Here is a 20,351-nt window from a genome sequence, read left to right as displayed (position 1 = left end):
CTTTCGTGCACTTTATTAACTTCAATAAGAATAAGGTTTTTTTTCGTGAATGTCTTGCCGATTTTATTGAGTTTGGTGTTGCTGCTTGCAGGCGGCGAAGAACTGTTACGCAGCAGCGTGGCCTTGGCCCGCCGGCTCTATACTGAAAAAAACCGCCGTCACCGCAGATACGTCATTCGTCCCGGTCATAGGCTAACCAGACCCGGCATTTATTTCTTTTTTGGACAAGCCGCAAGCTTTACATTTATAGCGCTGTTTAGAATGAACTTTAGCGTTTTTAACCGCCTCGGTATGGCTATATTTAGGACATCGCATCCCGTAAGAATGCAATATCTATAATTATTTACCAAGACCTGGAATTTGAAGACCTGAAAATTCTTGTTGTCGAAAATATAGCCTTGCTCGAGAGCGTTATGGGCAAGCCTTCGCGTTTAAATTTTTAAAATACCGACCGGTCGGTATTTTTTGTGCGTTTGTTTGCAGGCGCGACGTTGTCCGTTTAATCTCTTTCAGGTTTAATTCCTCGCCGCTTGCGACGTAATCGTCATCGCGAGCGCAGCGAAGCGATCCAGTGCCACAAGGATAAATTTTGGATTGCTTCACCGCCTTTGGCGGTTCGCAATGACATGATACCTCGCCTCTTGGGGCGGGGGCGTTCATTTTGTTCTTGAATTGTTCTATTTTTTCGCTACAGTGATCTTATGGCGAAGGTGAAAAAATCATATGTGTGTCAGTCTTGTGGAGCAGTGTCGAGTCGCTGGGCTGGTAAGTGTGAATCGTGCGGTGAATGGAACAGCATCGCGGAGGAAACGCTAGCGCCTTCAGTGCCTAAAGGGATGGATGGCGCGAAGGGGCGCAAGATTGATTTCGTGTCGCTCAGTGATCCGGCCCGCAGTGATTACCCGCGGCATGTCTCAGACATTCAGGAATTTGACCGTGTTGTCGGCGGCGGATTGGTGCCGGGATCAGCGGTTTTGATTGGCGGTGATCCGGGGATTGGCAAGTCAACCTTGCTGTTACAGTTGGTGTGCAGACTTTCGCAAAAGAACACACGTTGCGTGTATGTGTCAGGGGAGGAGTCTGTTGACCAGGTGCGGATGCGGGCGCAGCGTTTGGAGCTGGCCGAAGCTCCGGTGCAACTGGCCAGCGCAACGAGTATACGCGATATTTTGGCAAGTGTGGAGCCTGTTGGTGATAATGGGCCTGTTGAATTGCTGATCATTGATTCAATCCAGACAATGTATGTTGATAATATTGATTCGGCGCCCGGTACAGTGACGCAGGTGCGCAGCTCGGCGCAGGAGATTATTCGTTATGCCAAAACATACGGAATGGCGGTGATGTTTGTTGGACATGTGACAAAAGACGGCCAGATAGCGGGTCCGCGGGTGCTTGAGCATATGGTTGATACGGTTTTGTATTTTGAGGGTGATCGCAGCCATCAATTTCGTATTTTGCGCGGCGTTAAAAATCGTTTTGGCCCGACCGATGAGATCGGCGTGTTTGAAATGGCGGGCGGGGGATTGCAGGAGGTGGAAAACCCGTCGGAGATTTTTTTATCGCAGCGTAATCAGGATGTTGCAGGAAGTGCAGTTTTGGCGGCGCTGGAAGGATCGCGGCCGATGCTGGTTGAGGTGCAGGCTTTGGTGGCGCCGTCATCGCTGGCGTCTCCGCGGCGCAGCGTGATTGGCTGGGACCCGAACCGGCTGGCGATGATTGTCGCCGTGCTTGAGACGCGCTGCGGTTTGCAAATTGGTTCATGCGACATTTTTCTCAATATTGCCGGAGGGATCAGGATTAATGAGCCTGCTGCGGATCTGGCGGTAGCGGCGGCGCTGGTGAGCGCTTTGCAGAATAATCCGTTGCCGCCGGAGACGGTATTTTTTGGCGAAGTTGGCTTGGCCGGGGAAATTCGGCAGGTGGCGCAGCCGGATTTGCGTCTGAAGGAAGCGTCAAAACTCGGCTTTCGTGAGGCTGTGGTGCCGAAGGGCAAGAAAAGTCAAAAACCGGAAAAGGTTTATGGAGATGCCATCCGCGTTTCCGAAATTGATCATGTGCAAATGCTGGGGGAAATTTTTGGCGATGGGCGGGCCCCGCGTGCGGTGGCATAGGCTCAGGCTATTAAAAAAACTTTACATTTTACGTAAACATCTATATTTCTTCTGCCTTGGAGGTTTAGGATGTTAAAATCCGAGAGGCAACATTTACCAGTTTTGATCAAGGCAGACGATCTTTCTTTTTTTATGCCAGGGCTTACTGAATTGGCTCAAAGCGCTTATTTGCAAAGACAGTTTGACGCTGCTGTCAGTGGGCCAAAGGAGTATCGTATAAAATTGAGAGATACGATTACTTTGTCTTGGGATGGCGGAATATCGCGCCAAAGACCTTCTGAAACTATGAGAGTGAATTACGATTGTGGGTATATTTATTCTTCTCAGGAGGCTAAGAGCGAGGTTTCAGTAGGGGCGCTCGGGTTTTCGGTGAATATGCACTTTCTGGATTTACAGCATATTGTTATCGAATCTTGTAATTTTGATGATAAGGCTGTTGGGTTGGTTCGTGAGCATATAGATGTTTCTCATGATATTAATGCAGACCCTGTTCATGAACAGCTCATTTATACGCTATTTTTTACTGCTTTGTCTCGTGCTTTGCCGTCGGGCACTTTACCATCTTCATCTGAAGGATCTAAGCATTCGAAATTTTTGGGCCTGGGGTTGAAAGCAGCGGCGGATTTGATTGCCTCAAAGATTGAGTCGAGCGGTCATCATGGTTATGAGCGCACTTTGTATTATCCTGTTCGTGTTGGAAATTCTGAGGATGTACAACATTATAATATGCTTCATCCTGGTGTTCCGGATTTTGTTCATAATGTTGTTACGCACTTTGCCCTCTCTCAGGGGCACAAAGGTCCTGATAAAATTATTCGTAAGAGCGATATCCCTTTATTGGATGTTCAACCATCCGCACCGCTTCAGAATCATCCATCGTCTGCTGTTTTATTGAAATATGAAGGCCCTGAAACAAACTGAGAAGGCTTGCTTTTTGAGATGGTTTTGCCTAAATATGAGGCTTATCTGATCCAAAAAGGACCTGACGTTTCCATGATCGCTGATATTTTTGTTCTTGCCGTTCTTTTGATTTCGGGCCTGATTGCCTTTCTTCGTGGTTTTATTCGTGAAGTTTTAACTATTGCCGGTGTTGTCGGCGGGTTGGCGGCGGCATATCTCGGCGGGCCGTTATTGATGCCGCATATGCATGGCTGGTTTGGGATTGAGGAAGGCGCTGAGGTTGAGCGACTGTTTGAAATTTTGCCTTATGGTATTATTGCAGACGCGCTGTCTTACGGGGCGATCTTTATTATTGTGGTGATTATTTTGTCTATTCAGAGCCATCTTTTGGCGGAATGGGCCAAAAAGATCGGGCTTGGGGCTATTGATCGCACGTTGGGGTTTGTGTTTGGTGTTGTGCGCGGGATTATTTTGCTTGGTTTGTTGTATTTGCCGGTGCATTTCTTTGTTGATCAGGAGAGAAAAGAGGAATTTTTTAGCGAGAGTAAAACGCATTTTTATTTGGAGAAAACCTCGGAAATTTTGGCTGGTTTTATTCCTTCCGGTGCTTTTGAGGAGGTTGAAGAGGGGGTTGCTTCGCTTGAGAAAACATCAAAGACGCGCAAGAAGCTTGAAGAGATTAATCTTTTAAAAAAAGACAATGGTGGCGGGGAGCAACAACAACCTGCCGAGTCTCCGGAGAGTAGTGGTTATAGCGATGAAATGCGTCAGCAGATGGACCAGCTGTTTGATGAAAAAACAGATGGTTTGAATGAGTGAGATATGATGATAGCGGATATGCCAGTTTTTGATGATGACAAGTTCCATGAGGAATGCGGCGTGTTTGGCGTGTTTGGTAGCGAGGATGCGGCTGCTTTAACGGCTCTTGGTTTGCATGCTTTGCAGCACCGGGGGCAGGAAGCGTGCGGAGTCGTATCTTATGACGGACAAAATTATTACTCGCATAAAGCTTTGGGGCTGGTGGATTCGAATTTCAGTGATGTGAGCGTTATTGAAAAGCTGAAAGGGCATGCCGCAATCGGGCATAATCGTTATTCAACAAGCGGTGAACCGGCTTTGCGTAACGTACAGCCGATGTATGCGGATATGGATTTTGGCGGTTTTAGCGTGGCGCATAACGGGAATTTAACCAATGCTCATATGCTACGCAAAGAGCTGGTCAAGCGCGGATCTATTTTTCAATCGACGAGTGATACGGAGACGATTGTGCATTTGGTGGCCGTGTCACGAAAGAAGTCTGTGGCGGATCGTCTGGTCGATGCGGTGAAACAGATTAAGGGGGCGTATTCGCTGGTGGCGTGTGCGCAAAGCCAGATCATAGGTGTACGTGATCCGTATGGTATTCGACCATTGGTTTTGGGACGGCTGGGTGATGCTTATATTCTGGCGTCTGAGACTTGCGCTTTGGATATTATTGGGGCGCGTTTTGAGCGCGATATTGAATCCGGTGAAATGGTGATTTTGGATGAAAGCGGTTTGAAATCTCTGTTTCCATTTAAAAAGCAACCTAAACGTTTTTGTATTTTCGAGTATATTTATTTTGCGCGACCTGACAGCTCTATGGAAGGACATAGTGTTTATGAAATGCGTAAAAATATTGGCGCGGAGCTGGCGCGGGAAAATCCGGTTGAAGGCGCTGATTTGATTGTACCTGTTCCCGATAGCGGCGTACCGGCGGCGATTGGGTATGCGGAGGCGAGTGGTGTGCCGTTCGAGCTTGGGATTATTCGTAATCATTATGTCGGGCGTACATTTATTGAGCCGACCGATAAAATCCGGCATTTGGGCGTACGTCTGAAGCATAATGCAAACCGGAAATTCATTGAGGGTAAAAGCGTTGTGCTGGTTGATGATTCTATTGTACGCGGGACGACGAGTAAGAAAATTGTCGAGATGATTAAAGATGCCGGGGCGCGAGAAGTGCATATGCGGATTTCTTCGCCGCCGACGATCAAAAGCTGTTTTTACGGGATTGATACACCGTCATCCAGCGAGCTTTTAGCCGGGCAGAAATCGGTTGAGGAAATTCGTGAATATATCAAGGCTGATTCGCTGGCTTATATTTCACTGGACGGACTTTATAAAGCCGTTGGGGAAACCAAGCGTAATGCCAAGGCGCCGCAATATTGCGATGCGTGTTTTACCGGTGATTATCCGGTTGAACTGGTGGATCATGATAGAAACTGTGCCGATGAAAAGGTGACTGACCTGCAAGAGCGCCGGGTGAAGCCCCTAAAAAAATTATCTAAGATCTAGCAGATGCAAGCCCCTGATCCGACTGCGCCGCCTTAAATTCACGCTGAAACACCTCACGTTCATCGGGCAGATATAATCCTTGCGCATAAAGAATCGATGGATATTTTTGTACAATATCCCATGCATGTTCCGCTGTTTGTACCCCTTCCGCGACACATAACGTACCGGGCATCAAAGTCTCCACAAACGACATCACCTGATCAAGCGCATAAGCCTCACCCTCTGGTGCACACACCGTATGTCGATCAAGTTTTACAAACTCCGCCAACCCCTCAAAATCCGCCAGACGCAACACATCATTCATATTCATCCCAACATCATCAATCACAAACCCGACCCCGACCGCCCGATAAAGCTCCAGAACCTGACGGCTTAAACTTAAATGCGGCGCACTTTCATGAATCTCTATCAAAACTTTCTCATCGCTGACCAGATCCAGACTTTCAAGCCGCGCTAAGGTCACCTTTACAAAATCAGAATCACGCAAAGACCGCGCTGAGATATTAATACTCACCTGCTTTTCACGCCCGGTTTGGCGCATACGCTGAAATTGACCAAGAGCAGCCAAAAATAAAATCCCGTCAATCTGCGCCGTATAACCATGATCGTAAAACGCCATAATCGCCTCATAAGGCGGCATATTCTTGTTCTTAAAATCCTTCACCCGCAGCAGCATCTCGCCAGGCATTGAAAGCGGGGCATGCGCAGAAATAATATGCCAGGGCTCAATCTCAAACATATCACGTTTCTGCAAAACCATATTGGCCAGAGCGACCAACACACGCAAACCGTAGACCATTGCCCCTTCACATGCCGAACCTTGCGCATCACGAACCTGTGCTTGAAAACCGCGAATAAGATCCTCTATACGCGCCAAAAGCTCCGTATCATAAACGCAACGTTTAGAGTCTTGCTTAGAGCCTTGAGAGGCCAATTCTTGCGTCATATACGCAGGCCTCCCTTAACCTTCGCGTTGCACAGCCCACTTTATTTTCGATGAATTATCAATAATTTGACCATAAATAACCAATTGTTTGCTCTTACGGATAGAAGTCCCGCACCCCAAATACACACTATCTTCCAGCTCCAACCGCCCATTGCGCAAATCCGATCCCTGATGAAAGCGCCAGCCAACCCCGCCAGGCAACCGCAAGAGCGCCTCTTGCCCATCGCGAATCAGCGATACCATCACCTTAGGATGCAAATGAAAGCGCACTGCCACATCCACAGGCCGTACCGGCAACACATCCGCGCTGAGCACATCCTCGCCGCGCACATCATGCCCCTGATCAGAAAGATAAATCCGGCGCTTATGATGAAACCCATTCACCGGAACATACCCGTTATGAGAAGCCTCCAGCAACGCCGCATGCCTCAAATCCTCACGTAAAACCACAGCAGGCGCAAAACTGCCACGCCCGCAGCGCCCCTGCAAACCACAAGCATTGCGCGCATCAAGGCTAAGGGCCGTATGCGCAGGCGTTGAACACAGCGCTTCACGCCAATCTTCATCCAGCGGGTGAGCGCCGCAATTCACAAACAACCGCGCCCGTCCGTAACTCATCTCAAAGCTGAGCGGTGAGGCATGCGCACTATCTGCATACGGCCAATCCGGCGCGCCCGCACAATCCATCATCACACACGTACGCCCCAGACTAAGACGCTCATATCCCGTGCACGGCAAGGCGCTCAAAATCTTTCCACGTGCCCCGGCTTGCTGCAAAACCGAATCGATCCGCTCCGCGGCGCCTTCTTGCGCACCCTGAAACAACGCCAAATGCTTGTCGCTATAACGGAAAAACCGTAAAGCCGGCCCCATCCGGTCAATAGCATGCTGAACTTTTTCCGGCAAAGGCCGATCAGCAGCGCGCAGCACCATACGTATATCGAGCAAAATCTGCAAAATCTCTAAGAGCTGCGCCGGAGAGCGCGAACGATGCGCCCCGTCCCCGGCAATCTGCGCATCAAGCTCAAACGCAAGCTGCTCAAGAGCCTGATCAGCCCAATGCTCAAAACCTTCAAACGCAATCCCCGCATACAGCAATCCCTGAACTGCATAAAACCGCCCGGGCCCCCGACACTCATCGACCTCACCATGCGCGATGGCGCGTGATAAATGCCGCGCCTGACGGGTGCAGCTATCAAAAAACGCATTCTGAAAATCTTCCTCATCCTCAGGCTCAATAAACTCAACCGCACTAAAAAATTCATACGCCGAAATCCACATCGCCAATCGCTGACCGGCCACATCCATCCGCCAGCTCTGCGGCTGCCACGTCTCATTCATTTCAATCCAGCTGCGGATCATCATCTTGGCATGCGTACGTGCCACCGCGCCCATTCCGCGCTCCCCGCTTAAAGACCGCAAATCCCTGAGCCATGAAAATCCATGCAAATGCGCCATCCACCCTTCCGGCAAATCATCCATCTGCCAACACCCTGCACCAAATGGCATCTGCGCACCTTCAAACATCAACGCGCCCTCACACAAAGCCTTGCCCGCCTCCATAGAGCCCGGCCACGGGTCTACCGGACGCACCACCATTCGCTCCGGCGCTTCGCCCTGCAGGCTCCAGTTATAAAACACGCTATTATAGGCCATCTGACTGGCGCGGCGTTTCAAATGCTGTATAAGCTGAACAGGCATCGATCCTCTTAAAACCTTGTAAATTCATAAAAAACGCACAACGACCGCCGCACGTTCAGGTAAAATCAGCCCCGCAGAGCTTCGATATTCTTCGCATAACTTTCCGGGCCATCCTTAAACACAGCCGTCCCGGCCACCAGAACATCCGCCCCGGCAGCAATACATTCTTTGGCCGTCTGCGAATTAACTCCGCCATCAACCTGTAAATCTATTTTCCGCCCAGATTTTTCAATCATTGCGCGCGTAGCGGCAATCTTGTCCAGCAACGGAATAAAACTTTGCCCGCCAAAACCGGGGTTCACAGTCATAATCAAAATCAAATCCACCATATTCATCACATGTTGGACAGCCTCAATCGGCGTATGCGGATTAAGCGAAACTCCGCACCTGACGCCTGCGGCCTTAATCGCCTGCAACGTCCGGTGCAAATGCGGCCCCGCCTCAACATGCGCAGTAATAATATCGGCTCCTGCCTCAACAAAATCTTCAATAAGCGGATCAACCGGAGAAATCATCAAATGTACATCAAACGGCTTCTTCGTAACTCCGCGAATGGCTTTGACCACTGGCGCACCAAATGTCAGGTTCGGCACAAAATGCCCGTCCATAACATCAATATGGATGTAATCGGCGCCCGCCTTATCAATCGCAACCACCTCCTCACCCAATTTCGAAAAATCGGCTGACAAAATCGACGGAGCAATGCGAACAGATTTTTGGGGCATTTCAAAACTCTTAACAACCGTGGATAGAACTGTGAATAAAGCACCTAAGCGCTTCACTTATAATAGTTTTAACAGAGTTTTATATGCAAATCTAGAAATGAGTGAACCATCGTCGAATTTATCTATATTTACGAACCAAAAAACACCTCCGTCATTGCGAGAAGCCCTGCGACGAAGCAATCCATAACACCACACCTCTACATCTCTATGATTAAAAACCCTTGACAAAATAGGAATAATATCCTATATATTGCACATGCTTGACCCCGATGAAATAGAACATCTATACAAAAAAGCCGAAGAACAGAGCGAATGCGCACGAATTCGCAAGCAAAAAGAACAGACGGAACAAAAAGCGCGACAAAAATATCATGACGGCCTATCCCCGGACGAACTGGCCCGCCGTCTCCGCTCCAGATGCAACCTCAACGGGCTAGAAACCTTGAAAGACCTTGAAAAACGGCTGCTGGACCAGGCCCTCACACTCGACAGCTCCTTTTTTGTCTCCATGCATCAGGCCGGGCTGGGCAAAAAATCCTCTCTCTCGCCCGAGGCCTTAAACATGGCTCTGCAAAGCCAAAGACTTTGCCGCCAAACCTTCAGCACTCTCAAAGAATCGCAAAAATCTGAAAACAAACTAAAGAACGATGAAAAATCAAAATAAAACAAAAGGATGGCCACCTGAAAGACGCGCCACCCAAGCCGCGCGCATCCGCGCGCACCGACCCTGGACCAAATCCACCGGCCCCAGAACCCCACAAGGCAAAGCCCGTTCATCACAAAACGCCACCAAACACGGTTTCCACAACCGCGATTGGCGCGCCCTGCGCGCCGCCCTCACCCTTTACCACAAATTCCTCAAAACCGCCCAAACCTTCCTCGCAAAGAGCAAACAGAACTTTTATCCTGCCCCAAAACAAAAGCGCAGAGAATTTGTGCAAGAGCTAAAAACATTCTCAAAGAGCGAACAGAATTTTTGCCCTGACAAGGCAGCCGAAGCGAGGTGCGCGGAACGTACACACCAGTACGTGAGCACACCGAGACTGAAGGATAACGCAGTCAGGGTGAAAATTATGGAGCGACCTTCGTTAACCGCGCAATGTAAAACCCATCCATCCCGCCAAGCGCAGCCTGATGGAACGGCAAGATCCGCAAATCTCCGTCCTCGGTGAGAGCCTCATCAAACCCGCCAAGCTCGCGCGCCGTTATTGGCAAACGCTGCGCATCTTGATGTGCAACCAAAAATCTTTCAATCTGACGCTCACCTTCCGCCTTTTGCAAAGAACACGTACAATAAACAAGTACGCCGCCAACCATCAGCATGTCAAAGGCATTCTCCAACAACGCTTCTTGTAAATGTGAAAGCCGCTCAATATCCTGCGGCACCTTCAAATGCAAAGCATCCGGATGACGGCGGATCGTCCCCGTCGCACTGCACGGCGCATCCAGCAAAACATACCCGGCCTCGCCTTTCGGCCGCCAACTCCCTGCATCGGCCGTAATGACCTCCACCCGATCCGAAAGCTGCATCCGCTCCAGATTTTGCTTCAATTTCTTCAACCTGTTAGCACTGCGATCCAGTGCCGTAACCTGCGCTCCCATGGCCGCAAGCTGCAAAGCCTTGCCCCCCGGCGCCGCGCACAAATCATACACATGCTGCCCGTCGACATCACCAAAAAGCTGCGCCGGAATCGCTGCGCTTGCATCTTGCACCCACCAATGTCCTTCATCAAAACCCTGTAAATCATGCACAGCGCCGCCCGAATTCTTGCGCAGCGTACCCGTCGTCATTTGGGTAGCCTTAAAATTACTCGCCCAGAAGTTGCGCGACTCGCGGTCCCGCACGGAAATATCCAGCGCCGCTTCAGACAAATTCGCCTTTGCAATCTCCGCCGCCATACGCAAGCCATAATCCTCAATCCAGATTTTCAAAAGCCATTCCGGCGTATTCAGCCGCACTTCATCTTGAAGTTCGCGCCAATGCACACCTTCACGCGTCACCGTACGAAGCACAGCGTTCACAAATGCTTTTTGCTTCTCCATACCCAGCTTTTCCGCCAGCTTAACAGACGTATCAACCGCCGCATGATCCGCCACATCCATAAACAAAATCTGGACCACGCCAATGCGCAAAACATTTTGCACAGTAATATTACGCGGCACTTCACGCTCAATCGCGCGCTCAATAATGTTATCAATTTGCCCCAAACGCCGAAGAATCGTCGAAACCATCATACGGGTAAAAGCCCGGTCACGCATCGGCAACGCCTTAAATGCCTGCTGCTGATCCAGCGCTTGATCCAACGCCTGCTTGCGCTGCAATACGTCTTCCAACAGCATCAGCCCCGCATACCGCGCAGCCATACCGTCAGTGGACACCTCTTCACTTTCAGACCGACCAACCTCAACAAGCGGTTTTTCCTGACTCATCACTCGCCCTTATCCTGCGCATCTTGCGCCAAAATCTCATGTTCAATATCATGTGCATAATCAATCATCACCTCATAAAGCCTGCGTATAAAATCGGAATCCAGACCCAGCTCCTGACCGAGCCTCACCGCCCGATCCTTCACAGCCTGCTCCCGCGCCGATTGAATCGCCTCCATCTGCGCACCAACCTTAAACGCACCAACCTGACGCACCACGTTAAAACGCCGCGCCAAAACATCAATCAATTCCTGATCACATTCATCAATTTGCTGACGAAAAACCTCAAGCTCTGGTGGAGTATCTTGATTCATGTTTACCCCTTTTCAAATACCTCTAAATGCCCTACATCATGAAATATGAACGATAAAAAACCAACCCCCGAAACACAGGCCGCCGCGAAAAAAAACAAAGCAGCAGAACAACACAAAAAGCCATCTGCAAAGACAGAAAAAGAAGTTGGCGGCTTTGCCGATTCCGGCCTTCTCGAACCCACCCGCTTTGGAGATTGGGAAGTTAAAGGACGTTGCAGCGACTTTTAAAAATAAAACAAAATGAACAAATTAGCCATTTACATCCAATTAATACCCCTACTCCTCTGTGCATCGAGTATGGCTTTTTATAGCCCCCAGGCACAGGCAACACAAGCAACGCAAAGTGCACAGACAATGCCAATTGTTGTAGAGCTTTTCACCAGTAAATTCTGCCCGGCCTGCCCAAATGCCGATCACAATTTTAACCAACTCATCGCGAAAGATCCCAATATTATCGGCCTGTCATGTCATGTAAGCTACTTTAACCGCAACGGGCGTGGCGACAAACTCGCCCGCCCCTTTTGCGACGCCCGCCAAAATGTATATAAACTCGCCCTTAATACCGGCGGCATCTATACGCCCATGACCATCATCAATGGCAGCGCCGTAACAACAGGCATCAAACAAAACGAACTCAACCCCTTAATCCAAAAGACAAAAACGGCAAAAAACCGACCGGTTGGTTTTTTGCGCAACGGCGAATATCTTAACATCAGCCTCCCACAAATAAATCTGCCCCACGGTGCGGACATATGGCTTTTTGAAATTGAAAATCGCCCTGATGAAGAAAACTACACACACTACCGCAACACAGTGAAAAACATCACCAAGCTGCTACGCTGGGACGGGAAGAAACTAAACATGGCTTTTCCGGCAGAGCAAAAGGCCGGCATTAGCTATGCCCTTATCATTCAGACATATAAAGGCGGCATCATCGCCGCCGCGCAAACAGGATCCTAAAAGTGGCAAAAAAAGAAAAACATAAAAACCGGCAAACACTTGAAGAAATTCTACAATCTATCTCCGGTATTATGTTTCCGGCAGAACCAGAAAAACATATCGACATAAATTGCCATGGTTATTGTGGAGACACGCCGCTACATGTAATGCTCTGGAATAACAATAACCACGGTGCGGAGTTACTGATCGAAGCTGGCGCAAACGTCAACACAAAAGGCGAAATGGACGAAACACCGCTACACGTTGCATTACGGCAGAAAAACACCAAACTCATTAAACTGCTTCTGCAAAAAGGGGCAAAAGACAATATAAAATCAGAATTTGACGAAACACCTCGTGAAATGGCAAGGTTTATGGACAAGGATATCCAGAAACTGTTTCAGTTCAAAAACCTCTAAAAACCAGCATTTAAAGTTCTATATCAACAATTACAGGTGCATGATCAGAAGGCTTTTCCCAATCCCGTGCTTTCGAAAACACCTGATGCGCCTCCAGCGATTCACGAAGCGGCGGCGTTACCCAGACATGATCCAGCCGCCGCCCGCGATTAGATTTTTTCCAATCCCGGTTACGATAGCTCCACCACGTATAACACTTCTCATCCATCGCCACAAAGCGCCGCGCAACATCCACCCAATCTAGCGAACCAAGCATACCGGCCAGCCGGTCTGTTTCCGGAGGCGTATGTGAAACAACATTTAAAAGCTGCTTATGCGACCATACATCATGCTCATAAGGCGCAATGTTAAAATCACCGACCGCCACCAGCTTTTGATCCGCGCTATAGCGGTCCTTAAACCAGTCGGTCATTTCATCAACAAAATCCAGCTTATGCGCAAACTTATCATTCACATTCGGGTCCGGCTCATCCCCACCCGCCGGAATATACAGATTATGCAGCTCGAATCCCCCGGAAGGCGTGGAGATACTCGCCGCAATATGCCGACAATCCTCGCGCCCAACCCGGTGGTGTACATCGCGCGCATCCATCGGCAAACGCGACAATATCGCCACGCCATTATAACCCTTCATCCCGTGAAAATGCTGATGCTCATAGCCCATCGCCCGCAAATCACCAGTCGGAAAATACTCATCCGGGCATTTGGTTTCTTGCAAGCATAAAATATCCGGCGCAGCTTCTTCAGTAAGTCTTTTCACTAGCGGCAAGCGCAAGCGTACAGAGTTTATATTCCAGGTCACCAGCCGCATGCACGCTCCTCTAATCCCGATCCACCGCCAAAGGTCCCGGTGCCTGACGGGTTGGCATTAACTCAATCCGGTTTATATTGACATGGCTGGGCTGACTTGCTGCCCAAAAAACGCTTTCGGCTACATCATCGGCTGTAAGCGGAGTTGTGTTTGCATAAACCGCATCCGCAGCTTTTTGATCGCCTTTGTAGCGAACCAACGAAAACTGCGTTTTCACCATGCCCGGTTCAATATTGGTTACGCGGATATTTTTGCTGTACGTATCAGCCCGCAAAGCCAAAGAAAACTGCTTCACAAACGCCTTCACCGCACAATAAACATGCCCACCTGGATACGGGTAATTCCCCGCTGTCGAACCGATATTAATGATATGCCCACGCCGCCGCACGCTCATCCCCTGCAAAACAGGATGTGTCACCGCCACCAGTGCACTGTTATTGATCTCGATCATTTTCAGCCAATCATCCAGCGTACTTTCATCAGCCGGAGATTGCCCCAGGGCCCCGCCCGCATTATTGATCAGCAAATCGATTGCACCAAACGCTTCCGGGATAGAGTCTATCGCCTCGGCTATCGCAGCTTGATCGGTCACATCAAAGCAAAGTGTATGCGCACGTACATACGGAAATTCTTCAGCCAACGCATCAAGCTTTTCCTGCGAACGTCCATGTAAAATAAGCGCAGAGCCAACCCCTGCAAAGCGCCGGGCGAACGCCCGGCCAAAATCACCCGTTGCCCCGGTAATGAACACTATTTTGGGAATGTAACCCGTCACACTTAAAACGGCAGCTTCGTGCCCGCAGGCAAGCCCAGCCCTTCCATCATACCCGTCGTTTCGGTTTTAATGCGCTCGTCTTTAGCATCATTGGCGTTATTCATTGCCGCAACGATTAAATCTTCCAATGTCTCTTTATCATCAACATTGATGACAGAAGAATCAATTGCGATAGCGCGCACTTCACCGCCGCAAGACATCGTCACCTTGACCATGCCGCCGCCAGCCTCGCCTTCGACCTCGATATCCTTCATCTTTTCCTGCAACTCTTCGAGCTTGAATTGCATCTGTTGAGCTTGCTGCATCATATCTTTAAAATTCATCATGGCTTGTCATGTCCCTTATTGTTAACCATTTCGATTGATTGTATTTCCGCATCTGGAAACACGCTTAAAATTTCCTGCATTATCGGCAGCTTGATAATCTCTGCTCGCTCGGCCTCCAAGCGCGCTCCGGCCACCTGCGCCAACGTCGGCTCTCCGGGCGCACCTGAGACACTGACAATCCAGCGCGCTTCTGATATCCGGCTCAGCGCCTGTCCCAGATCCTGCGCCATTTTCGGCGATGCCTCGGCTTCAGGACGAATTTCTATCAATCCCTTCTCCAGCTTCACCAAATGCGCATATTGATACACCTGTGAAGCCAGCAACACCTCACGATGTTCTTCCAGCACCCATACAATATCTTCAAGATTGCGAATTTCCAAGGGCGATGGTGGCTCAACCTTCGGCACAACCGCCAGAGCCGCACGCTCACCGCCAGATCCTTTCCCGGAAGGGGGGCCAGCAAAAGACCGACCGGTCGGTATGCCTGTGCGTGCTCCAGCATTCAAGGATTGAGACGGAGAAGACGCGTTCGAAACCGGCGCACCTACAGGAGCAGATGCAGACTGTGAAATGCCGCCAGCATTTGATGTCACAGGCCCGCTCTCTTGCCCTTGCAAGGTTTTGATCAACGCTGCCGGATCTGGCAAATCCGCCGCATAAGCCAAGCGTATCAACACAATCTCTGCGGCGCTTTGCGGGTTGGGCGCTGCCTGCACTTCTGCCAAACCTTTCAACAATATCTGCCACGTTTTGCCCAATGTCGGCATTGAAAGCTTCCCAGCCAACTCTGCCGCGCGTTTAACCTCATCGGCTGCCATCGCATGGCTCATTTCTTTGGCTTCAGGCACGGCGCGCAACTTCGTCAGCGTATGCGTCAAATCCAGTAAGTCTTGTATAAGTGCTACCGGGTCTGCTCCGGCGCGATACAAATCATCCATGATTTCCAACGCCTCCGGCATATCGCCGCTCAAAGCTCGCTCCAGCAGATCAAGTGACCGCGCCCGGTCAGCTAGCCCTAACATATCTTCCACGGCCTGCGATGTGATAGATTCCCCATTCAATGCCATTGCCTGATCAAGAATCGACAGTCCGTCGCGCACCGACCCATCCGCTGCACGTGCGATCATCGCAATAGCTTCAGGTTCGGCCTTAACGCTTTCTTTTTCGCAAATCGAAGTAAAATGCGCGGACAATGTCGGCACATCCACCCGGCGCAAGTCAAAACGCTGACACCGCGAGAGCACGGTAATCGGCACTTTACGAATCTCAGTCGTCGCGAAAATAAACTTCACATGTTCCGGCGGCTCTTCCAGCGTTTTAAGCAAAGCGTTAAACGCGTTTTTCGAAAGCATATGCACTTCATCTATCACATAGACCTTATAACGTGCCTCGCTCGGCGCATAGCGCACCCCGTCCAGAATTTCACGAATATCATCAACGCCCGTGCGGCTGGCCGCATCCATCTCAATCACGTCCGGATGCCGGTCCTCGGCAATCGCCTGGCAAATTTTACAATCCTCAGTCGCCCCCGTTGTCGGCCCGGCCTTACCATCAGCCCCGACATAATTAAGCGCCTTGGCAATAATCCGCGCCGTCGTAGTCTTCCCGACGCCCCGTACACCGGTCAACATAAACGCATGCGCAATCCGCCCCGATTCGATCGCATTGGTGAGCGTACGCACCAGCGCATCCTGACCAATCAATTCATCAAAACTTTGCGGACGATATTTCCGCGCCAAAACGCGGTATGGAACTTGAGCCTCAGACATACCTTATATGTAGGGCGATTCCCTTACCAGAACAACACCAAACAGCTTTTCATTTAGACAGGAAAAAACATTAAGTGGAAGACGGACACGACCCGAAAAAATCACTTACGGCTGCTGGCTCTCGCCCCTGACCGGGTTGGGCAATATCTCGCCCGCGCCGCCTTCCGGCATCTATATAGAAAACCTGCATCCAAAACGCAAGGGGTGATGAATTTTCTTCGGCCAGCATATTTCACTTCGCATCACTTTATGCTTTAACAGCATCCATGAAAAATCTGGTCTCACTCCTCACCCGCCTCGCCGATGCCGATATGGTGTTCTGGCTGCTGCCGCCGCTCATGGCGCTGCTGGTCTCCGGAACGCTGGCCCAGCGCTGGATGGGTCTCTGGCCCGCGATGGAAATGTTCTTTTCCAGCTTCATCATTTGGGCCGGCCCTGTCCCACTGCCCGGCGCTTATACATTGCTCGGCATTCTCAGCATAAACCTGACACTCAAATTCCTGCTTAAAAGCCGCTGGCAATGGGAAAAATCCGGCATCATCCTCTCACATCTGGGCGCCATCATTCTGCTGCTCGGTGGCCTGCTCACCGCCATGACTGCCCGTGAATATTACATGCTGATCCCCGAAGGTCAGGAAAGCCCCTTTATCTATGAGTATCACCGCCGCGCTTTGAATATTTTCGAAAATGACCGCCAGATCGCCCGTCTACCCTTTGAAAACATTGAAAACTGGGACCTGTCAGCCCTGCCATTCCAGATACGCATACAAAATTCATGTCAAAACTGCGACATCCAAAAACGCCAGGAACAACCGGGTTACGATCCGGAGCAGCCCTGGCAGGGTATGGCGCGTTTTATGGTCTTCGACCCTAAACCAAATGAAAAAGACCCGGAAAGCGATCTCTCCGGCCTGCAGTTCGAAGTAACAGGAACGGATCAGGACGGCATCTACGTCGCCTTCGATGCCATGCCCAAACCAATTGAAATTACAAAAGGCGAAGCCATCTATCGCCTCATGTTCGGTAAACGCCAAAGCATCCTGCCCTTCACTATTGCCCTTACTGATTTCGTCAAAAATGAATATGGCGGCACCGCTATGGCGCGCAGTTATCACTCCGACATCATCATCAAAGACGGCTCCCTCGAATGGCCTGCACGCATTGAAATGAACAAACCGCTGCGCTATCGCGGCTACACATTTTTCCAATCATCATTTGAACAAGGCCCCGATTTCGAAGCCACCATCCTCGCCGTCGTTGAAAATAAAGGCCGCCTGTTCCCCTATATCGGCAGCATAGTCTTAGGCCTTGGCCTGATCCTGCATATGGGGCTTATACTGATCCGAAAAAACACAAGGAGCAAAGCATGAGAATTTTTTTGATCCTTGCCTCGATCATCACCGCATTATTACTCCCCCAAAATGCAGGGGCTGAGGCGCATTTTGAAATGCAGTATTTCAAAACATTGCCAATCCTGCACGAAGGCAGAGAAAAACCGTTATCCAGCTTCGCCGACATCATGCTGCGCCAATTTTCAGGACAGGAAAAACTGCAAAATATGGATGCAAGTCAGTGGCTCACCCTTACACTTTTTGACCCGCAAAGCGCCGCCGAGTTGCCCGTCTTTACCGTGTCCGATGAAACCCTGATCACCAAATTAAAACTGGATAAAACCCAGAATCTCTACAGCTATGCGCAGATCCAGCCCGCTCTCAAAGCCATGCGTGATGAAGCACTGCCGCTTTTTTCAAAAGAAGAAACCGCCTTGACCGGGCAAGAAAAAACGCTGCTGCGCCTGTATGAAAATACAGCGCTTTTTACCGCGCTTTTGCGCAGCTTCACGGCACTGCTCCCGCTTGATTTATCACTCCCCCCCGCCTATCAAGACCAAATCGATGGAGCACTGAATTTTACCGAACTGCTAAAAGTCGAAAAACAACTGGAACAAGACCTCACCGGAATCATTACACGAAAAGGCCGCGATCCATCGAAATACACACCCCGGGAATTGACAATCGCCAAAGCCTCTTTCCACCTGCAAACTCTGCGTGCAGGCGCTCAGGATAATGAGCTACTACGCATCATCCCGGTGCAATGGGAAGACAGCAAAGACCAATGGGCCACGCCATGGACAATCATGCTGCAAGGTCAGGGTGGGCCTGGGGCCGCATTTTTACTCTCCCAATGGACGGATTTAGCGGGCGCCTACCGCCAAAATGATGCCCGGCGCTGGAAAACAATAAGCGAAGACATCCTTGAAGAAACCCTGCTCCAAAGCCCGCAAAGCCTGAACATCAAACGCCTGAAAATCGAACAACTCTACCGCACTGTTCACCCTTACACGCTGATAATAACGCTTTACGGACTCAGCATTTTTGCTGCAACATTTTTACTGTTCAAACAACCAACCGCGCGCCTTCTGAGATTAGCGCCAACCCTTCTTGCTCTCACAGGCATCGTACTCCATATAGTTACCCTCACAGCACGAATATATATTCTGCAGCGCCCGCCTGTCGGCACACTCTACGAATCCATTTTATTTGTAACCCTGATTTGCGCAGCGCTTGGTATTTTATTGCAACGCGCCCGCACCTCATTCATCCCGTTAATAACCGGAACAGGAACCGCCGCCGCGCTCCTGATCTGCGCACCCGTCTTTAAACCGGATGGTGACAGTCTCGAAGTTCTTGCCGCAGTACTCAACACCAACTTCTGGTTAACCGTTCATGTGCTGTGCATTACCGCCGGCTATGGAGTCTGCATTCTCGCCGCCATGCTCGCCCATTCCGGGCTGTATATCAGCGGCTTCAAACACAACAAAGAACTATCGAAAAAACTACGGCAAAATGTCCACCGCACCTCCATCGCCGCTCTGCTGCTCACGGCCATAGGCACCGCTCTGGGAGGCATTTGGGCCGACCAGTCCTGGGGCCGTTTCTGGGGTTGGGACCCAAAAGAAAACGGCGCACTGCTCATCGTTCTGTGGCTTGTCTGGGTACAGCATGGCCGCATCAGCAAGCATCTCTCTTCCACAGGCTTCATGGCCATGAGCGCCGCGCTGAACATCATCATCGCCATCTCATGGTTTGGCGTCAATTTACTCAACGTTGGATTGCATTCCTACGGGTTCACCAGCGGACTCGCAGGCAGCTTAATAGCCTTTTGCATCGCTGAAATTGCACTCATCACATTTCTATATATCGCAGCAAAAAAACAGGAATGCGCAGCATGAAAATAACCCCTCTGATCAATTTCGCCGTTCTTGTCTTCATCGGGTGCGCCGCCTACCTAGCTACGCTTTACCTTGACCGTCAAGCGCCCGATATCAAAACCGCCCCCGAATCGGTTTTGAAACAAACCGAAAACAACCAATCCGTGCCCAATTTTTCCTTCACCGGCACAGACGGCAAAACCCTCTCAATAAAAGACTTCCAGGGTAAAGTTATCATTTTGAACTTCTGGGCTTCATGGTGCACGCCTTGCATAAAGGAACTCCCCCTTTTTCTAAAAGCTGCAAACGAAAACCCTAAAGACCTGATTTTCATCGGCCTATCCTCAGATCTGGAAAAAGAAAAAATGATACGTTTCCTGAAAAAACAAAAATTCGACATCTCTCAAAAAAATATTTTTTTCGCTCTGGATTCCGAAAACATTACCCAAAGCCTTTTCCAGACTTTTCGCCTTCCGGAAACAATCCTGATTGATAAAAACCAGATCATGCGCACAAAAATCATCGGCGCAAACTGGACTTATGAAGAGCTAATATCAAAAATAAAGGCCGCCCAAACCTTACAACAATAAATTGTGAACCATATCACCGTATTCTCACATTATTTTTATACACTTCTCAATAAACGTGCTACCATACGGCT

At 49.9% G+C, this 20,351-nt stretch carries 21 protein-coding genes, 1 other RNA gene and 1 pseudogene; 12 read left to right on the top strand and 11 right to left on the bottom strand.

The annotated features are described in order from the left end of the window. Positions 1-45: 45 nt before the first annotated feature. The 5 genes from H6859_09700 (at position 46) to H6859_09680 (ending at position 5,327) form a co-directional block, all read left to right on the top strand. Complete coding sequence (locus H6859_09700) at positions 46-339, top strand: hypothetical protein (GenBank protein ID USO05399.1); 294 nt, start codon at positions 46-48, stop codon at positions 337-339. Positions 340-701: 362 nt separating this feature from the next. Continuing rightward, complete coding sequence (radA, locus tag H6859_09695) at positions 702-2,111, top strand: DNA repair protein RadA (protein USO05398.1); 1,410 nt, start codon at positions 702-704, stop codon at positions 2,109-2,111. A gap of 69 nt (positions 2,112-2,180) precedes the next feature. Continuing rightward, positions 2,181-3,032, top strand: a complete 852-nt coding sequence (locus tag H6859_09690; GenBank protein USO05397.1) for a hypothetical protein — start codon at positions 2,181-2,183, stop codon at positions 3,030-3,032. Positions 3,033-3,104: 72 nt separating this feature from the next. Next, positions 3,105-3,830, top strand: coding sequence for a CvpA family protein (locus H6859_09685; GenBank protein ID USO05396.1), 726 nt, complete (start codon positions 3,105-3,107; stop codon positions 3,828-3,830). 6 nt (positions 3,831-3,836) lie between these two features. Further along, positions 3,837-5,327 carry an amidophosphoribosyltransferase gene (locus H6859_09680; protein USO06755.1) on the top strand — a complete coding sequence of 497 codons (1,491 nt, stop codon included), beginning with the start codon at positions 3,837-3,839 and terminating at the stop codon, positions 5,325-5,327. On the opposite strand, the gene H6859_09675 is transcribed toward H6859_09680, so the two are convergent. The 3 genes from H6859_09675 to H6859_09665 all read right to left on the bottom strand — a co-directional run bounded on the left by H6859_09675 (position 5,317) and on the right by H6859_09665 (position 8,699). Then, positions 5,317-6,273: an EAL domain-containing protein gene (locus H6859_09675; protein ID USO05395.1), complete on the bottom strand. Its 957-nt coding sequence runs from the start codon at positions 6,271-6,273 to the stop codon at positions 5,317-5,319. The two genes, H6859_09680 and H6859_09675, sit on opposite strands and share 11 nt — an antisense overlap. 15 nt (positions 6,274-6,288) lie before the next feature. Next, complete coding sequence (locus H6859_09670; protein ID USO05394.1) at positions 6,289-7,974, bottom strand: heparinase II/III family protein; 1,686 nt, start codon at positions 7,972-7,974, stop codon at positions 6,289-6,291. Between the two features lie 65 nt (positions 7,975-8,039). Further along, positions 8,040-8,699, bottom strand: a complete 660-nt coding sequence (locus H6859_09665) for a ribulose-phosphate 3-epimerase (GenBank protein ID USO05393.1) — start codon at positions 8,697-8,699, stop codon at positions 8,040-8,042. A 256-nt stretch (positions 8,700-8,955) separates the two neighbouring features. Here H6859_09665 and H6859_09660 point away from each other — a divergent pair, with 256 nt between their 5' ends. Continuing rightward, positions 8,956-9,363: a hypothetical protein gene (locus H6859_09660; GenBank protein ID USO05392.1), complete on the top strand. Its 408-nt coding sequence runs from the start codon at positions 8,956-8,958 to the stop codon at positions 9,361-9,363. Positions 9,364-9,475: 112 nt separating this feature from the next. Here H6859_09660 and H6859_09655 read toward each other — a convergent pair whose 3' ends face one another. From H6859_09655 to H6859_09645, 3 genes are all read right to left on the bottom strand, one after another. Next, positions 9,476-9,640, bottom strand: a complete 165-nt coding sequence (locus H6859_09655) for a hypothetical protein (protein USO05391.1) — start codon at positions 9,638-9,640, stop codon at positions 9,476-9,478. A 130-nt stretch (positions 9,641-9,770) separates the two neighbouring features. Beyond that, positions 9,771-11,063, bottom strand: a complete 1,293-nt coding sequence (locus H6859_09650) for an RsmB/NOP family class I SAM-dependent RNA methyltransferase (protein ID USO06754.1) — start codon at positions 11,061-11,063, stop codon at positions 9,771-9,773. 65 nt (positions 11,064-11,128) lie between these two features. Then, the gene (locus H6859_09645; GenBank protein USO05390.1) at positions 11,129-11,440 is read right to left on the bottom strand and encodes a chorismate mutase; all 312 of its coding nucleotides are present in this window, start codon (positions 11,438-11,440) and stop codon (positions 11,129-11,131) included. 45 nt (positions 11,441-11,485) lie between these two features. Here H6859_09645 and H6859_09640 point away from each other — a divergent pair, with 45 nt between their 5' ends. The 3 genes from H6859_09640 to H6859_09630 all read left to right on the top strand — a co-directional run bounded on the left by H6859_09640 (position 11,486) and on the right by H6859_09630 (position 12,798). Continuing rightward, positions 11,486-11,668, top strand: coding sequence for a DUF1674 domain-containing protein (locus H6859_09640; protein USO05389.1), 183 nt, complete (start codon positions 11,486-11,488; stop codon positions 11,666-11,668). Between the two features lie 126 nt (positions 11,669-11,794). Continuing rightward, positions 11,795-12,400 (top strand): DUF1223 domain-containing protein, encoded by a 606-nt coding sequence (locus H6859_09635; protein ID USO05388.1) that lies wholly within the window; start codon positions 11,795-11,797, stop codon positions 12,398-12,400. Positions 12,401-12,402: 2 nt separating this feature from the next. Continuing rightward, positions 12,403-12,798: an ankyrin repeat domain-containing protein gene (locus H6859_09630; GenBank protein ID USO05387.1), complete on the top strand. Its 396-nt coding sequence runs from the start codon at positions 12,403-12,405 to the stop codon at positions 12,796-12,798. Positions 12,799-12,808: 10 nt separating this feature from the next. Here H6859_09630 and xth read toward each other — a convergent pair whose 3' ends face one another. The 5 genes and pseudogenes from xth to ffs form a co-directional block, all read right to left on the bottom strand. Then, positions 12,809-13,609 (bottom strand): exodeoxyribonuclease III, encoded by an 801-nt coding sequence (xth, locus tag H6859_09625; GenBank protein ID USO05386.1) that lies wholly within the window; start codon positions 13,607-13,609, stop codon positions 12,809-12,811. A gap of 10 nt (positions 13,610-13,619) precedes the next feature. Further along, entirely contained in the window at positions 13,620-14,372 is a 753-nt protein-coding gene (locus H6859_09620) for an SDR family NAD(P)-dependent oxidoreductase (GenBank protein USO06753.1), read from the bottom strand. Between the two features lie 14 nt (positions 14,373-14,386). Next, positions 14,387-14,707: a YbaB/EbfC family nucleoid-associated protein gene (locus H6859_09615; GenBank protein USO06752.1), complete on the bottom strand. Its 321-nt coding sequence runs from the start codon at positions 14,705-14,707 to the stop codon at positions 14,387-14,389. Then, positions 14,707-16,488: pseudogene (locus tag H6859_09610) on the bottom strand (DNA polymerase III subunit gamma/tau). Before H6859_09610 ends, H6859_09615 begins: the two are co-directional and overlap by 1 nt. 61 nt (positions 16,489-16,549) lie before the next feature. Then, an RNA gene (ffs, locus tag H6859_09605) (signal recognition particle sRNA small type) lies at positions 16,550-16,648 on the bottom strand. 97 nt (positions 16,649-16,745) lie between these two features. On the opposite strand from ffs, the gene H6859_09600 reads away from it, so the two are divergent. The 3 genes from H6859_09600 to H6859_09590 are packed head-to-tail and all read left to right on the top strand — an operon-like array spanning position 16,746 to position 20,280. Further along, positions 16,746-17,849, top strand: coding sequence for a cytochrome c biogenesis protein ResB (locus H6859_09600; GenBank protein ID USO05385.1), 1,104 nt, complete (start codon positions 16,746-16,748; stop codon positions 17,847-17,849). Beyond that, positions 17,846-19,711 (top strand): cytochrome c biogenesis protein CcsA, encoded by a 1,866-nt coding sequence (ccsA, locus tag H6859_09595; GenBank protein USO05384.1) that lies wholly within the window; start codon positions 17,846-17,848, stop codon positions 19,709-19,711. Before H6859_09600 ends, ccsA begins: the two co-directional genes overlap by 4 nt. Further along, on the top strand, positions 19,708-20,280 hold the full coding sequence (locus H6859_09590; GenBank protein ID USO05383.1) for a TlpA family protein disulfide reductase: 573 nt from the start codon (positions 19,708-19,710) through the stop codon (positions 20,278-20,280). Before ccsA ends, H6859_09590 begins: the two co-directional genes overlap by 4 nt. The last annotated feature ends 71 nt before the right edge of the window (positions 20,281-20,351 follow it).

The sequence above is a fragment of the Rhodospirillales bacterium genome, assembly GCA_023898785.1.
Lineage (GTDB): Bacteria > Pseudomonadota > Alphaproteobacteria > Micavibrionales > Micavibrionaceae > TMED27.
The sequence above is the reverse complement of the archived record's forward strand: the minus strand, read 5'-3'. Positions and strand labels throughout refer to the sequence as shown.

What these genes read in the sequence shown, in the direction of transcription:
- H6859_09685 (USO05396.1), top strand. Translation starts at nt 3,105, where the DNA reads ATGATCGCTGATATTTTTGTTCTTGCCGTTCTTTTGATTTCGGGCCTG.
- H6859_09645 (USO05390.1), bottom strand. Translation starts at nt 11,440, where the DNA reads ATGAATCAAGATACTCCACCAGAGCTTGAGGTTTTTCGTCAGCAAATT.
- H6859_09600 (USO05385.1), top strand. Translation starts at nt 16,746, where the DNA reads ATGAAAAATCTGGTCTCACTCCTCACCCGCCTCGCCGATGCCGATATG.
- H6859_09690 (USO05397.1), top strand. Translation starts at nt 2,181, where the DNA reads ATGTTAAAATCCGAGAGGCAACATTTACCAGTTTTGATCAAGGCAGAC.
- H6859_09660 (USO05392.1), top strand. Translation starts at nt 8,956, where the DNA reads ATGCTTGACCCCGATGAAATAGAACATCTATACAAAAAAGCCGAAGAA.
- H6859_09665 (USO05393.1), bottom strand. Translation starts at nt 8,699, where the DNA reads ATGCCCCAAAAATCTGTTCGCATTGCTCCGTCGATTTTGTCAGCCGAT.
- H6859_09635 (USO05388.1), top strand. Translation starts at nt 11,795, where the DNA reads ATGCCAATTGTTGTAGAGCTTTTCACCAGTAAATTCTGCCCGGCCTGC.
- radA (USO05398.1), top strand. Translation starts at nt 702, where the DNA reads ATGGCGAAGGTGAAAAAATCATATGTGTGTCAGTCTTGTGGAGCAGTG.
- H6859_09590 (USO05383.1), top strand. Translation starts at nt 19,708, where the DNA reads ATGAAAATAACCCCTCTGATCAATTTCGCCGTTCTTGTCTTCATCGGG.
- H6859_09615 (USO06752.1), bottom strand. Translation starts at nt 14,707, where the DNA reads ATGAATTTTAAAGATATGATGCAGCAAGCTCAACAGATGCAATTCAAG.
- xth (USO05386.1), bottom strand. Translation starts at nt 13,609, where the DNA reads ATGCGGCTGGTGACCTGGAATATAAACTCTGTACGCTTGCGCTTGCCG.
- H6859_09650 (USO06754.1), bottom strand. Translation starts at nt 11,063, where the DNA reads ATGGCTGCGCGGTATGCGGGGCTGATGCTGTTGGAAGACGTATTGCAG.
- H6859_09675 (USO05395.1), bottom strand. Translation starts at nt 6,273, where the DNA reads ATGACGCAAGAATTGGCCTCTCAAGGCTCTAAGCAAGACTCTAAACGT.
- H6859_09640 (USO05389.1), top strand. Translation starts at nt 11,486, where the DNA reads ATGAACGATAAAAAACCAACCCCCGAAACACAGGCCGCCGCGAAAAAA.
- H6859_09680 (USO06755.1), top strand. Translation starts at nt 3,837, where the DNA reads ATGATAGCGGATATGCCAGTTTTTGATGATGACAAGTTCCATGAGGAA.
- ccsA (USO05384.1), top strand. Translation starts at nt 17,846, where the DNA reads ATGAGAATTTTTTTGATCCTTGCCTCGATCATCACCGCATTATTACTC.
- H6859_09670 (USO05394.1), bottom strand. Translation starts at nt 7,974, where the DNA reads ATGCCTGTTCAGCTTATACAGCATTTGAAACGCCGCGCCAGTCAGATG.